Origin of the sequence: Limnohabitans sp., from assembly GCF_023910625.1 — a bacterium.
Lineage (GTDB): Bacteria > Pseudomonadota > Gammaproteobacteria > Burkholderiales > Burkholderiaceae_C > Limnohabitans_A.
Window position 1 is genome coordinate 2,541,689 of sequence record NZ_JAAVVW010000003.1, and the last position, 15,295, is coordinate 2,556,983.

Sequence of the window (15,295 nt, forward strand, 5' to 3'; positions counted from 1 at the left end):
AAAGACCCATCCAGTTCAGTCGTGTTAGATGCCCAGTGATGATGGTGATCACTTGTCTTGGGCTTCAAGAGTTAAGCATTTGTTGTGGAAAAGGTTACACCTGCATGCCGATGACCCATCTGTTGGGTAGGATAATCACCGTGCTGTCGAGCGGAATGGAGGCCACATTCTTGGCAAATTCTACTTTGTGGTTCTACTGACATGCCTCATCGGTTTTTTGTCGCCAAGCGCACGGTTTGGATGCGAATAACAAGGAAGAATCTGATCAGAATGGCTCGAAGCAGTTATGGATGTTTTGGAGGGGCCATGGCCATCAAAGTATTGATCGTTGACGATGATCCGAACCTCTTGGTGTCGCTCAACTCCTTGCCCAGGCGTGAAGGGTATGAGGTGCACATGGCCTGCGACGGACAAGAGGCCATGGAGGCCTTGGCAAAGCTGCACCCGGCGCGGGTCGTGCTGGATGTGACGATGCCCCGAAAAAATGGCGATGAAGTTTGCGCCGCGGTTCGTGTCTGCCACGAATGCGATGACATCCAAATCATGATGTTGTCTGCCAAAGGCCGCGAGGCCGACATCGCCAAGGGCCTAACGTTGGGAGCCAATGCCTGCATGACCCAACCGTTTTCAACCCAGGGCTTGACGCAAAAAGTGGCCCAGATGCTGCAGGCAGTGGCATGAACTGGGCGCTCAAAGCCGCGATCAGTGTGGCGGTGGCCCTGTTGTTTGCGGCGCTGTCGCTGGGCTTGATGCTGCTGACCTTGGGCGAGGCGGCGCGCTTTGGGGTGGTTCAGGCTTTGTCAGGAGTTTGGCCCGTGGTGTTGCTGGCCGTATTGCCGCTGTCGGGACTGGCGGTGTGGTTTTGGCACTTGCATGATGCGCGGGAGGACAAGGCACCTGACCGTCTGATGGAAAAGGTCAAGCTGCTCAGTGCCGCCACGCAAAGCCAGCAGATCGAGGCGGCGCAAGATTCACCCGCCATGGCCCGCCTGACACAGGCCATCAACGCGCTGGCCGCTGAGCGCGACCGCTGGCGCAGCGATGTGCAAGCGCAGGTGGCCCAGGCCAACCAAAGCTTGCAGCAAGAACGCAACCGCCTGGCCGCGCTCATGTCCGAATTGAACCAAAGCGTGGTGGTGTGCAACCTCGATGGCCGCATCGTGCTGTTCAACCACCGGGCGCGTTTGCAGTTCAAACGCATGCCGGGCGGCGCTTGCGGGGTACCCGATGCTTCGGGGGCGGGTGGGGCCGAATGGGTGGGCATTGGCCGCTCGATTTATGCGGTGCTCGACCGCGCCTTGCTGGCGCACAGTTTGGACAACATTCGCCAGCGCATGGCGCGTGGGGCCAGCCAGCCTACCACCCAGTTTTTGACCAGCACCGCCTCGGGCCAGTTGCTGCGCGTGCACATGGCTCCGGTGCGCTCGGGCAGCGAGGTGGCCGAAGGTGGGACCGACATCCACGGCTTTGTGTTGACGCTGGACAACGTGACCCACAGCTTCGAAGAAGACACCCGGCGCGACCAGCTGCTGCTGGATCTGACCGAGGGCTCGCGTGCCTCGCTGGCCAATGTACAGGCCGCTGTAGAGATGCTGGCCCTTGACGACCTGGCACCCGAGATGCGCACGAAGTTTTTATGCGTGGTGCGTGAAGAGGTTGGCGCGATGGGCCAGCGCATCACCGACCTGCTTGCACGCTCTCATGAAACCCTGAAAACCCGCTGGCCGCTGGAAAACATGTTGGGGGTCGACCTGTTGCATGCGGCGCAGCGGCACATGGCCGCGCACTGCGGGCGCGATGTGGTGCTGGATGCGGTGGACCCGCAGGTCTGGCTCAAGGTGGACAGCTTTGCTTTGCTGCAGGCCTTGACCTACCTGGCCAGCCGTTTGTTTGACGAGTTCGAGGTGCGCTTTGTGCAGCTGCGCTTGGGGTGTTCGCCGGAGGCGGGCAAGGTGCACCTGGACCTGGTTTGGACAGGCCAGGCCATGAGCACCGAAACTGTGATGAGCTGGGAGCTGAACCCGATGCACTTGGTGGCTGAGCGCAATCCGCTAACCGTGCGCGATGTGATGGACCGCCATGGCGGCGTGATCTGGTTCGAGCGCGAACGCTCGCGCCATCAGGCATTCTTCCGGATGGTGCTGCCGATGGCGAGGGCGCAAGAGGGCACTGAGTCTGCGCAACTGCTGCCCAACGACAGTCGACCCGAGTACTACGACTTTGACCTGTTTCAGATGTCGGAAGGCCACCACGCGCTGGATGACCGTCCGCTGAGAAGTCTGATTTACACCGTGTTTGACACCGAAACAACCGGACTCAACCCTTCGCAAGGCGACGAGATCATCCAGATCGGGGCCACCCGCATCGTCAACGGCAAGCTGCTGCGTCAGGACGCATTTGAGCAACTGATCGATCCGGGGCGCAGCATTCCGGCCGCATCCATCCCGATCCATGGCATCACGCCCGCCATGGTGCAAGGCCAGCCGCGCATTGGGCAGGTCTTGCCCGTCTTCCATGCCTATGCCAGCGACACCGTGCTGGTGGCGCACAACGCCGCTTTCGACATGAAGTTCTTGCAGCTCAAGGAGCGCAGCACTGGCTTGCGCTTTGACCAGCCGGTGCTGGACACCTTGCTCTTGTCGGCCGTGATTCACCCGCACCAAGATTCGCACCGCCTGGAAGCCATTGCCCAGCGCATGAACATCACGGTGTTGGGGCGCCACACCGCTTTGGGTGATGCCTTGGTCACGGCCGAGGTGTTTCTGCGCATGATCCCGTTGTTGGCCGAGATGGGCATCCTCACCCTGGGGCAAGCCCGCGAAGCGGCACAAAAAACCTATCACGCACGCCTGGAGTACTGAGGTGCCAGGTTTTTTAGAGCAGGCCTGACTGGTAGCGCTGGCCCAGGACTTCCTGCAAGGACTGGATGACCGAGAAGGCATCGCGCAGATGGCTGCGCTCGAAGTTGGACAGCTCGGCCAGGTGCAGGTAGTTGTCTGGCTCCAAGCCTTGCTGCATGCGCTGGCTCTGGTGCGCAATGCGTTGGCTGGAGACGAACTCGAGGGCGTCGCACAGGTCGCGTGAGCCTTGCTCGGACAGATCGACCGCCCCAGCGGCTTTTTCGATGCGGTCGCTGGTGTTGACATCGTGCAAGCCAGCGGCCAGTGCATAAATGCGGCCCAGGTCCACGATGGGGGCAATCGCCTGATGCTTCAGGTCCACAGTGCCAGCGTGCTCGCCGTTGCGGATGAGTGCGATCTGTCCGAACAGGTTGAGCGGAGGGCGCTGTTTTAAAGCATTGTTCACCACATGCCCGATAAACAGGCTTTGTTTGGCGGTGTGCGCCAGCACCTCTTGGCGCAAGCTGTGCAGCAGCGCGTGTTGGCCATATACGACCCGCAGGTCAAAAAACACCGTGACCAGCATCAAGGCCTTGGGATCCGGAACTTTGATCCAGTGATGAAAATACTGCCTCCAAACACGCAGGGGCTGACGCCACTGGTCGGTCATGGCCATCATTTCGCCGGGGCAATGGATGTAGCCGCAAGCGGCCAGGCCATCGCACACGCGGCGGGCCAGGGCCTTGAAATAGTCGCCGTGCAGCGCCGGGTCGTAGGCGTCATGGAGCACCATGCAATTGTCCTGGTCAGACTTGGCGGTTTGCTCGCAGCGCCCTTGCGAGCCGGCCGCCACCCACACATAGTCCACGGGCGATGGGCCGAGTTCGGCTTCGGCCAAGTGGATCAGGCGGCTGGTCAGCGCGTCGGTGATGGTGGTGATGACATGGCCGGTGTTGTAGGCGCTGGTGTGCGCGGCGCTCAGGTTTTGTTGCAGACGTTTGATGCGACGGCTGATGCTCACCAGACCTTCCAGAGTGTTTTGACGGTGAATGTCACCCGCCAGGTAGATCGGCGATGTGCTTTGTTGTTGGGTCAGGTCGGTGGCGGTCACCATGCCCACCAAGCGTTTGCCATGGGTGATGGGCACATGGTGGATGTTGTGCCTGGACATCAGCAGCAAGGCTTCGCATGCTGGGCTGCGTGGGTCCAGCGTCATGGGGTTCAGGGTGGCGATTTCGACCGCTGGTGTTGAAAGATCCAGCCCGTTCGCAAGTATCCGGTTGCGCAGATCGCGGTCAGTCACCAGGCCCAGCAATTGCTCGTCCTGGACCAGCATGACCGAAGACACACCGCGCTCGCGCATGGTGCGCGCCACTTCCAGCACGCTGGCCTCGGGTGGCAAGGTCACTGGTGTGTGCTTGATCAAGGCCTGCAGGCGCATGCTCAGCAACTGGGTGTCGTGGCTTGGGGTTGCGATCTGGCGGTCTGCTGCAGTCTCTGCGTTTCGGCCGTTGAGCGGCAAAGGCAAAAACGGGGCCAAAGCAGGCTCAAGCGAGAGCAGTTGTTTCAGCATGGCTTCGGGCACTTGCAGCAAGCGCGTGTCGGTGGTGCAAAGAATGTGACAGTTTTGCTGTAGTGGCCAGGGCGTCATGCCCGCGCCCAAGGACTCGCCGGGGAGCAGGGTGTGGGTTTGTGCCAATTCGGGGTCGTCCAGGTTCACACCGCCTTGCACGATCAGCCAGAGGTGCGCGCTCCACTGGCCCGCCCTGCACACCTGTTCGCCAGCGTGCAGGCTCAGCACTTCGCTGTGCGCCAACAGTTCTTGTCGTGCGCTGTCGCTGATCAAACCCCAGACGCGGTGCTGCGCCAAAAAGCCCAACAGGTCAGGGGGCATGGGTGTTGTTCGCAAAGCCGATCCTTCACAACGGTGAATCAATTTTATTGTGGCAGATGATGTGCCTGGGGGGTGTTGGGGCTAGCCTGGTTCATGACCTGGGTCAATAAACCCTCAGAAGGCACGCCAACGCGTGGGTCATCGCTGCGGGCCCTAGAATGTTTGGCCTCCATACCCCAAAGCCCAGCATGTCCCCAGGTCTCATCCGCATCCGTGGTGCCCGTCAGCACAACCTCAAAAACCTCGACCTGGACATCCGCACCGGTGAACTCACGGTGGTCACTGGCCCCAGCGGTTCGGGCAAATCGAGCCTGGTGTTTGACACGCTGTACGCCGAGGGCCAGCGCCGCTATGTCGAGACCTTCAGCGCCTACGCCCGCCAGTTTTTGGACCGCATGGACAAACCGGCAGTCGACAAGGTCGAAGGCGTGCCCCCGGCCATTGCGATTGACCAGACCAACCCGGTGCGCAGCTCACGCTCCACTGTGGGCACCATGACCGAGCTGAACGACCACCTCAAGTTGTTGTTTGCACGCTTGGGCCAGTTGTTTGACAAAGACACCGCCCAGCCGGTACGCCACGACAACCCCGACACGGTTTATGCCGAGCTGGCGCAGCGTGCCGCGCAAGCGGGTGACCCGCGCTTGTACCTGACCTTCCCGGTCGAGCTGCCTGCCAACACCAGCGCCGAGCAGGTTGAGCAATGGCTCTCGGCCAGCGGCTTCACCAAGGTGCAGGCCGAGCGCGAAGTGGCCACCCCCACCGGCCCGCGCAAAATGTTGGACGTGATCGCCGACCGCTTTCGCATCGGCACCGCCGAAAAAGCCCGCGTGGTCGAAGCCATTGAAGTGGCCCTCAAACGTGGCGGTCGTCTGAATGTGTATGTAGAAAAATTGGGGTCAGATCCCAATTTATCTTCTTCCTCTGAGCCCGCTTTCGACATCTGGCGCTTTTCCACAGGTCTGCATTGCCCCGACAGCGACCAGCGCTACACCGATCCGATCCCGTCGATGTTTTCCTTCAACTCGGCCGTGGGCGCGTGCGAGACCTGCCGGGGATTTGGCCGCGTCATCGGAGTCGACTACGGCCTGGTCATTCCCAACCCCAAGCTCACGTTGCGCGCTGGGGCCATCAAGACCTTGCAAACCCCGGCATGGCAAGAAAACCAGGACGACCTGATGCGGCATGCCGAGGCGGCGGGCATTCCGCGTGACACGCCGTGGGACAAGCTGACCAAAGCCCAGCAAGACTGGGTCATCAACGGTTCGCCCGAGTGGAAGGGCCGCTGGAACCACCAGTGGTACGGCGTGAAGCGCTTTTTTGAGTACCTGGAGAGCAAGGCCTACAAGATGCACATCCGCGTGCTCTTGTCCAAGTACCGCAGCTACACCGAATGCCCCAGTTGCCAAGGGGCACGTCTGAAGACCGAGAGTTTGTTGTGGCGCATTGGCAGTCATTCAGATGCCGATGGGGTGTTGCCTGTTGAAAAACGCTTCATGCCCGCAGGTGTGAAGTGGACCCGCGCGCAGTTGGAGGCGCTGCCGGGTTTGAGCTTGCACGACATGATGATCATGCCGCTAGATCGGTTGCGCTTGTTCTTCGACCGGGTGTCTGCTTCTGGGCATGTGTCCCTGGTTACTGGGGAGGCTCCGGCTGGGGATGGGCTGGGCTCCTCATACGGCGGGGGTACGTCAAAATCGTCGCCCAGCCCATCCCCGGCCGAAGCCGTAGGGGCGGGTGCACACACAGAAGCACAGGCAAAGGCACAGACACAGGCAGCGACAGAGATGTCGCTAGACGCTCGATCGACCACAAGGTCTGCGTCAGAGCGGGGGGCGGGCGACGATTTTGGCGTACCCCCGCCTCATGAGGAGCCCGCCCCCCGCTCTGATGCAGACCGAACCTCCAAAGAACCAGGGCAAAGCAAAAGCGCCGAACAAAAAGCCCTGCAACTGCTGTTAGAAGAAATCACCACCCGCCTCAAATACCTGTGCGACGTGGGCATTGGCTACCTCACCCTTGACCGCCAAAGCCGCACCCTCAGCGGCGGCGAAGTGCAGCGCATCAACCTCACCACCGCCTTGGGCACCAGCCTGGTCAATACGCTGTTTGTGCTCGACGAGCCCAGCATCGGCCTGCACCCGCGTGACATGCACCGCATCACCTTGGCCATGCACCGCCTGCGCGACGCGGGCAACACGTTGGTGGTGGTCGAGCACGACCCGGCCGTGATGATGGCGGCCGACCGCATGATCGACATGGGCCCCGGCCCCGGTGAGCGCGGCGGGCAGATCGTTTTTGACGGCACCACCGCAGACCTGCGCAACGCCGACACGCTGACGGGCGCTTATTTGGGCGGGCGCAAGCAAGTCGGCCTGGGCTTCAAGCGCATGGTGAGCGACAGCACACCGCGTTTGATTCTGGAAGGCGCCCGCGAGCACAACCTGCAAAACATCAGCGTGGACTTTCCGCTTCAGCGCCTGGTCACCATCACGGGTGTCAGTGGTTCGGGCAAGTCGAGTTTGATCCAGGACGTGTTGGCCCCGGCGCTGATGCGCCACTTTGGCAAAGCCACCGAAACACCCGGCGCGCACGACCGCCTGCTGGGTGCGGACCACCTGAGCGATGTGGTGTTTGTGGACCAGTCACCGATTGGCAAAACCGCCCGCTCCAACCCGGTGAGCTATGTGGGTGCATGGGATGCGATCCGCGAGATTTTTGCCACCGCGCCACTCTCGCGCCAGCGCGGCTACACCGCCAGCAAATTCAGCTTCAACGGTGGCGATGGCCGCTGCCCCACCTGCGGTGGCTCGGGCTTTGAGCATGTCGAGATGCAGTTCTTGAGCGATGTGTATCTGCGTTGCCCCGATTGCGACGGCAAGCGCTACCGCCCCGAAATTTTGGAGATCACCATCGAGCGCCAGGCCATCGGCGGCGGGGTGCGCCACCTCAACGTGGCCGACATTTTGCAGCTCACCGTGAGCGAGGCTGCAGCTTTGTTTGCGCAAGACCGCGAAGTCATCCGCGCCCTGCAGCCCATTGTGGATGTGGGCCTGGAATACGTGCGTCTGGGTCAGCCCGTGCCCACCTTGTCGGGTGGTGAGGCGCAGCGCCTCAAGCTCGCAGGCTTTTTGGCCGAGGCCGCCAAAAGCGCGTCCAAGAGTCGTCAGAGTTTGGCGCGCAAAGGCACGCTGTTCTTGTTTGACGAGCCGACCACCGGCCTGCACTTTGACGACATTGCCAAGCTCATGCGCGCTTTGCGCAAGCTGCTCGAAGCCGGGCATTCGCTCGTCGTCATCGAGCACAACCTGGATGTGATCCGCGCCAGCGATTGGTTGATCGATCTTGGGCCAGAGGGTGGTTATGCCGGGGGCTTGATCGTGGCCGAGGGCACGCCCGAAGATGTGCGTCAGCACGCGACATCGCACACGGGGCTGGCGTTGCGTGAGTACGCCGAGTCCATGGGGGAGGTGTTGGGTGTGGCTGAGCGTTTGAGCACTTATGGGGGTGAGGGTGGTCGATCGAATGTCTATGGGGGCGAGGCTGCGGTGTCACCGGGTTCCTCATACGGCGGGGGTACGCCCAAATCGTCACCCTCTGACACCGCAGCCTCGCTGGCGAGCGTTCGGGGTCGCGAGGCTGCAGGATCTCTCGCAATACCTGCCAAACGCGCGCCTGTTTTGAACAACAACATTCAGATCGTCAACGCCAAAGAGCACAACCTCAAAAACCTGAGCGTGGACATTCCCCGCGGCAAGTTCAACGTGGTCACCGGCGTCAGCGGTTCGGGCAAGTCCACGCTGGCGTTTGACATCCTGTTCAACGAAGGGCAGCGCCGCTATCTGGAAAGCCTGAACGCTTATGCCCGAAGCATCGTGCAGCCCGCAGGCCGCCCCGAGGTCGATGCGGTGTATGGCATTCCGCCCACCGTGGCCATTGAGCAGCGTTTGTCGCGCGGTGGTCGAAAATCCACCGTGGGCACCACCACCGAGGTTTGGCACTTCTTGCGTCTTTTGTTCGTGAAGCTCGGCATTCAGCACTGCGTGCACGACAACACACCCGTGCAGCCGCAAACGCCCGACAGCATCATTGCCCAGTTGATGACGCAGTTCAAGGGCCAGCACATTGGCCTGCTGGCGCCGCTGGTCGTCAACCGCAAGGGCGTGTACACCGAGCTGGCCGATTGGGCGCGGCCGCGGGGTTACACGCACTTGCGCGTGGACGGCGACTTTTTGCCCACGCAAGGTTTTCCGCGCATTGACCGGTTCAAAGAACACAACATCGAGTTGCCCGTGGCGAGCCTGGATGTGTTGCCCGCCCAAGAAACCGCGCTGCGCCAAGTCCTGACCAAAACGCTGGAGCACGGCAAAGGCGTGGTCCATGTGCTGAGCGATCTGGACGGTTTGCGTGAAGCCATGTTCAGTGGCGAGTCCACCGCCCGCATCGGGCAGCACCGCGTTTTCTCCACACTGCGCGCTTGCCCCGCATGCGACACCTCGTATGCCGAACTCGACCCACGTCTGTTTTCGTACAACAGCAAACATGGCTGGTGCCCCGACTGTGTGGGCACGGGCGTCAAGCTCAGCAAAGACGAACGCCAAGTGTTCGACGACTCGGTGCGCGACGACAAAGACAAGGGCCGCGAGCAGACCTTTGCTGAGCCCGAGATCGAAGACCTGGCCAATGTGGCCTGCCCCCGCTGCGAAGGCACCCGTCTGAATGCCACGGCGCGTGCTGTGCGTTTGGGCGCAGCCCCAGGCCAGGGCTGGCGCATCACCGACATCGCCAGTTTGTCGGTCACCGATGTGCGGCAATGGGTTGACAAGCTGCACCTCACCGGCCGCGACGCCGACATTGCCCGCGATCTGGTGCCCGAGATCAAGAGCCGCCTTGAATTTTTGGAAGAAGTGGGCCTGGGTTACCTCACGCTGGATCGGGGTGCGCCCACGTTGTCGGGCGGCGAGGCGCAGCGCATTCGCCTGGCCGCGCAACTGGGCAGCAACTTGCAAGGCGTGTGCTACGTGCTGGACGAGCCCACCATTGGCCTGCACGCGCGCGACAACCGGATTTTGCTCAACGCCTTGCAAAGCCTGAGCGACAAGGGCAACACGCTGGTGGTGGTGGAGCACGACGAAGACACCATCCGCCGCGCCGACCACATCATCGACATCGGCCCGAGTGCTGGCAAACGCGGTGGCCGCTTGGTGGCCCAAGGGTCGGTGGCTGACATCACGGCGTCGACCGATTCGCAAACCGGGCGCTATTTGTTGCATGCGATGAAACATCCGATGCAGGTTCGTCGCGTTGTGGGTACTTCTGCGCGGGGCGGTGGCGCGGCCGCTTCATATGGCGGGGGTACGCCAAAATCAGCGCCCACGCCACGGCCCCACGCAGAAGCTTCAGAGACTGCAGCGACTCCCCTGCAATGGCTTAGCTTGACAGGTGCCAACCTGCACAACCTTCGCCAGGTCGATGTGCAGGTGCCTCTCAAGCGACTGGTGGCCGTGACCGGCGTCAGCGGTTCGGGCAAATCCACCTTGGCCCGCGATGTGTTGTTGACCAACGTGCAAGCGCTGGTCAACCAGCGATCGACCTTTGCCGGACGCACCGCACAAGACGCTGGCCAACGCGTGGCTTTGTCGGCCTGCACGGATGTACAAGGCTTTGAAACCATTGACCGCGTGCTCGAAGTGGACCAGACACCGATTGGCAAAACACCGCGCTCCTGCCCTGCCACTTACATCGGCTTTTGGGACACGGTTCGCAAACTGTTCGCCGAAACTTTGGAGGCCAAAGCCCGTGGTTATGACGCCGGGCGCTTCAGCTTCAACACCGGTGAAGGCCGTTGCCCCGGCTGCGAAGGCCAGGGCATGCGCACCATCGAGATGAGCTTTTTGCCCGACGTGAAAGTGCCTTGCGAAACTTGCCGTGGCGCCCGCTTTAACCCCGAGACGCTGGCGGTCACCTGGCGCGGCAAAAGCATTGGCGATGTGCTGAAGATGGAAGTCGACGAGGCCGTGGACTTCTTTGCCAGCATGCCCAGCATCGCGCACCCGCTGCAGTTGCTCAAGGATGTGGGTTTGGGTTACCTCACGCTGGGCCAGCCTTCACCGACATTGAGCGGTGGTGAGGCCCAGCGCATCAAGCTGGTGACCGAGCTGACCAAGGTGCGCGACGAGGTGGGCAAGCGCGGCAACAAAGCGCCGCACACCCTGTATGTGCTGGACGAACCCACGGTGGGCCTGCACATGGCCGACGTGGACAAACTCATCAGCGTGCTGCACAGACTGGTCAACGCCGGTCACAGCGTGATCGTGATCGAACACGACCTGGATGTGATCGCCGAAGCCGACTGGGTCATTGACCTGGGACCTGAAGGCGGCAACGCTGGAGGCCGTATTGTGGCGGCCATGACGCCCGAGGCCTTGGTGCTGTTGGGCACGCACACCGGCGTGGCGCTGGGGCCGGTGCTGGCCCGGGTTTGATGTGATTCAAGACGAATCAGGTCGGTGCCCCGGCATTCAATAGAATCAGGTCATGCCCAGCCGCCCACACACATCCGTTGCTCTGGAGCCTGAATACATCGAAGGCTTTCGCCAGATCTATGAAGAAAAAATCGTTTTCAACAAGACGCTGGGTCTGAAGCTGGTCAAAATCGCGCCCGAAGGGGTGGAGGCCCGCATCGACATGCGACCCGAGCTGGTGGGGCATTTTGCCTACAACCGTATTCACGGCGGGGTCATCAGCGCGGTGCTGGATGCCATTGGCAGCGCGGCCGTGATGGCTGCGCTGGCGGCCAAGCACATGGACGAGCCTCCTTCCAAACGCCTCGAGCGCTTTGCCAAGCTGGGCACCATCGATTTGCGGGTGGATTACTTGCGCCCCGGTATTGGCGATTACTTCATCATCACCGCAAACGCCTTGCGCGTGGGCTCGCGGGTGGGTTCGTCTCGTATGGAGTTTTTTGGTCCGGACGGGACTTTGATGTCCACGGGTGCGGCCGCCTACATCGTGTCCTGATTCTGCATCTGAGACCCTGGCCTCAACGCTCATTCGGTGGGAACGGCGCGCGGGTGACCTTGTTCGTCTACTGCCACATAGGTCAGGTTCGCCTCAGTCACCTTGATGTACTGGCCCTGCAGCCGAAAACGCTCGGCAAACACCTCCACCTTGACAGTGACCGAGGTGCGGCCCACGCGCACGATGCGTGAGAAAAACGACAGGATGTCGCCCACTTTGACCGGTTGCTTGAAGATGAACTCGTTCACGGCCACTGTGACCATGCGTCCTCGCACGCGCCGCGCGGGCAGCACAGCCCCGGCCAGGTCAACCTGGGCCATGACCCAACCGCCAAAGATATCGCCGCTGGCGTTGCAATCGGCGGGCATGGGGATGACCTTGAGCACCAACTCCTGGTCAGTGGGCAAAGACATGGTTTGAGGGTTAGGGGCGTTAGACATGGGCACAATGGGGTTGAACTCAAAACCGGATTGTCCCCTATGCGCCACCACGGCGAGCCTGCTGCCTCTGCAACTCCCCATTCACCCCAGTCGGACGCCGTCGCCGGGGCGATGGTCAAGTCGCTTCCAGGCGGCGACTGGAAAACCCTTTCGCGTCTCATGCCTTACCTGTGGCAGTACAAGTGGCGGGTGGGCATTGCACTGAGTCTGATGGTGTTTGCCAAGCTGGCCAATGTGAGTGTGCCCCTGCTGCTCAAGGAGTTGGTCGATGCCATGAGCCTCAAACCCAGCGATCCGCAAGCGGTGTTGGTGGTGCCGGTGGCGCTGCTGTTGGGTTACGGCGCTTTGCGCTTGCTGACCTCGGCCTTCACCGAGTTGCGCGAGTTGGTGTTTGCCAAAGCTACACAAGGCGCATCGCGCAGCATTGCCTTGCAGACCTTTGAGCACTTGCACGCGCTGAGCCTGCGTTTCCACCTGGCGCGGCAGACCGGCGGTATGACGCGGGACATTGAACGCGGGGTGCGCGGCATCGAGTCCTTGATTTCTTACTCTCTGTACAGCATCGTGCCCACCTTGATCGAGGTGTGTTTGGTATTGACGATTCTGGCTGTCAAATTCGATGCCTGGTTTGCCGGTATCACCTTGATGGCTTTGAGCTTGTATATCTTTTTCACGGTGCGCGTCACCGAGTGGCGCACCATTTACCGCAAGCAAGCCAACGAGTTCGATTCGGCGGCACACACCCGCGCCATAGACTCGCTGCTGAACTACGAAACCGTCAAATACTTTGGCAATGAGCGGTTCGAGGCGGGTCGCTACGACGAAAGCCTGGAGCGCCTGCGCTTGTCGCGCCTGAAGGCGCAAACCTCTTTGTCCTTGCTCAATACCGGGCAGCAGCTCATCATCGCTGCGGCTCTGGTGACCATGCTTTGGCGCGCTACCGAAGGTGTGGTGGCTGGGCGCATGACCTTGGGCGATTTGGTCATGATCAATGCCTTCATGATCCAGCTCTACATCCCGCTCAACTTTCTGGGTGTGCTGTACCGGGAGATCAAGCAAAGCCTGACCGACCTGGACAAGATGTTTGTGCTGATGGACCGCGAGCGCGAAGTGGCCGATGCGCCGGGTGCGCCCGCTCTGACCTTGCAAGGCGCACCCGATGTGGTGTTTGACCGCGTGTCGTTTGCTTACGAACCCGATCGCCCGATCTTGAAAGACATCAGCTTCATGATTCCGGCCGGCAAAACCGTGGCGGTGGTCGGCCCTTCGGGCTCGGGCAAGTCCACGCTGGCGCGCCTGATGTTCCGTTTTTACGATGTGCAGCAGGGCTTCATCCGCATTGCAGGGCAAGACATTCGGCAGGTCACGCAATCGAGTGTGCGCCAAGCCTTGGGCATCGTGCCGCAAGACACGGTGCTGTTCAACGACAGCGTGGCCTACAACATCGCCTATGGTCGGCCCGGTGCCAGCCAGGCCGAGATCGAGGGTGCAGCCCGTTCGGCCCGCATCCACGACTTCATCGCCTCTACGCCCAAGGGTTACCAAACTTCGGTTGGCGAGCGCGGCCTGAAGTTATCGGGTGGCGAAAAGCAGCGCGTGGCCATTGCCCGGACATTGCTCAAAGACCCACCGATTCTGGTGTTTGACGAAGCCACTTCGGCGCTCGACTCTGCCAACGAGCGCGCCATTCAGGCCGAGTTGGCCAGCGTGGCGCAAAACAAAACCACGCTGGTGATTGCGCACCGCCTGTCCACGGTGGTGGACGCGCACGAGATTTTGGTGATGGAGGCCGGGCAAATCATCGAGCGCGGCAACCATGCCGAGTTGCTGGCCCAGCAAGGCCGCTACGCCAGCATGTGGGCGATGCAGCAGTCGGCCGAATGAGTGCCGGCCCTGCCAAGATGTCGCTGCATCTACGCCTGAGCTGACGCGAGCAAGCCGTTCTTTGACGGGTGCTTCCTTGATCAGCGCTCGTCGAAACTCACCACCACGCGGCCGCTGGTGGGGCGTGCCTGGCAGGACAAGATGAACCCTTGCTCGACTTCGGGTTTTTCGAGGGTGAAGTTCTTCTCCATCTCGGTTGTGCCTTCCATGACTTTGCAGCGGCAGGTGCAGCACACCCCGGCCTTGCACGAGTAGGGCAGGTCCAGGCCCAGCGATAAGGCGATGTCCAGAATCTTTTCGTTGCGGTTCATCGGCAGGTTGTAGGGCTTGCCGTCCAACACCAGCGTGAGCTGCACTTCGCCTTGCTCGCGCGTGGCGGGATGGCCCAGCACGGCTTTGGCGCGGGTTTCGGGCGGCAGTGCATCGAGTGTGGGTGAGCTGAAGCGCTCTGTGCGGATGCGTTCGGCTTTCACGCCGGCCGTCAGCAAGGCTTGCTCGGTGGCTTCGATCATGGCCTCGGGTCCGCACACAAACACCTCGTCCATGCTGCCCACAGGCAAAAACGCGTCGATGATGGCTTGCACTTTGTCGGCATCAATGCGGCCTTCGAGCAAGGGCACTTCTTGCGCTTGGCGCGACAGGATGTGGATCAGCGTCAGGCGCGAAGGGTAGCGGTCTTTCAGGTCTTGCAGCGCTTCGTTGAACATCACGCTGTCCATGCGGCGGTTGCCGTAGACCAAGGTGAACTTCGAGTCGGGTTGCTCTTCGAGGGTGCTCGACAAGATGGACAGGATGGGCGTGATGCCCGAGCCTGCTGCAAAGCCCACGCGGTGAATCGCACGGGGGCGCTGCACCACAAAGCGCCCATCGGGCGGCATCACGCGCAAGGTGTCGCCTGCTTGGAGTTGGGTGGCGGCCCAGTTGGAGAACACGCCCCCATGCACCGGGCGAATGCCCACCTCGAGCATGCCTTGTTTTTGCAGCTGGCTGCGGGCCGAGCTGATGGAGTAGCTGCGTCGCACATCGGTGCCAGCAATGTCGGCGCGCAAGGTCAGGAACTGGCCGGGCTGGAAGTCGAAGCTGCTGCGCAGCTCGGTGGGCACGTTCAGCGTGATCGCCACCGCTCCAGCCGCTTCGGGGTTGATGCGTGCGATCGGGAGGTCATGAAATCGGGGTGCGGACATGGCTTGAGGCTCTGAAGCTGGGCGGCTTGTGGC

General features: G+C 61.5%; 8 protein-coding genes. 5 read left to right on the top strand and 3 right to left on the bottom strand.

Annotated elements, in window-relative coordinates:
• Positions 1-306: 306 nt before the first annotated feature.
• Together HEQ17_RS15780 and HEQ17_RS15785 are read left to right on the top strand one after the other, a co-directional pair.
• Entirely contained in the window at positions 307-681 is a 375-nt protein-coding gene (locus tag HEQ17_RS15780; RefSeq protein WP_296293624.1) for a response regulator, read from the top strand.
• Positions 678-2,861 carry a 3'-5' exonuclease gene (locus HEQ17_RS15785; protein WP_296293625.1) on the top strand — a complete coding sequence of 728 codons (2,184 nt, stop codon included), beginning with the start codon at positions 678-680 and terminating at the stop codon, positions 2,859-2,861. The genes HEQ17_RS15780 and HEQ17_RS15785 overlap by 4 nt, the downstream gene beginning before the upstream one ends.
• Before the next feature lie 13 nt (positions 2,862-2,874).
• On the opposite strand, the gene HEQ17_RS15790 is transcribed toward HEQ17_RS15785, so the two are convergent.
• Entirely contained in the window at positions 2,875-4,734 is a 1,860-nt protein-coding gene (locus HEQ17_RS15790) for a DUF294 nucleotidyltransferase-like domain-containing protein (RefSeq protein WP_296293626.1), read from the bottom strand.
• A 188-nt stretch (positions 4,735-4,922) separates the two neighbouring features.
• Here HEQ17_RS15790 and HEQ17_RS15795 point away from each other — a divergent pair, with 188 nt between their 5' ends.
• The gene (locus HEQ17_RS15795; RefSeq protein WP_296293627.1) at positions 4,923-11,219 is read left to right on the top strand and encodes an excinuclease ABC subunit UvrA; all 6,297 of its coding nucleotides are present in this window, start codon (positions 4,923-4,925) and stop codon (positions 11,217-11,219) included.
• 52 nt (positions 11,220-11,271) lie between these two features.
• Positions 11,272-11,754, top strand: coding sequence for a thioesterase family protein (locus HEQ17_RS15800; protein WP_296293628.1), 483 nt, complete (start codon positions 11,272-11,274; stop codon positions 11,752-11,754).
• Positions 11,755-11,783: 29 nt separating this feature from the next.
• Here HEQ17_RS15800 and HEQ17_RS15805 read toward each other — a convergent pair whose 3' ends face one another.
• Positions 11,784-12,194: an acyl-CoA thioesterase gene (locus tag HEQ17_RS15805; protein WP_296293629.1), complete on the bottom strand. Its 411-nt coding sequence runs from the start codon at positions 12,192-12,194 to the stop codon at positions 11,784-11,786.
• A 39-nt stretch (positions 12,195-12,233) separates the two neighbouring features.
• Here HEQ17_RS15805 and HEQ17_RS15810 point away from each other — a divergent pair, with 39 nt between their 5' ends.
• On the top strand, positions 12,234-14,078 hold the full coding sequence (locus HEQ17_RS15810; protein WP_296293630.1) for an ABC transporter ATP-binding protein/permease: 1,845 nt from the start codon (positions 12,234-12,236) through the stop codon (positions 14,076-14,078).
• A gap of 80 nt (positions 14,079-14,158) precedes the next feature.
• On the opposite strand, the gene HEQ17_RS15815 is transcribed toward HEQ17_RS15810, so the two are convergent.
• Positions 14,159-15,262: a 2Fe-2S iron-sulfur cluster-binding protein gene (locus HEQ17_RS15815; protein WP_296293631.1), complete on the bottom strand. Its 1,104-nt coding sequence runs from the start codon at positions 15,260-15,262 to the stop codon at positions 14,159-14,161.
• Positions 15,263-15,295: the final 33 nt, after the last annotated feature.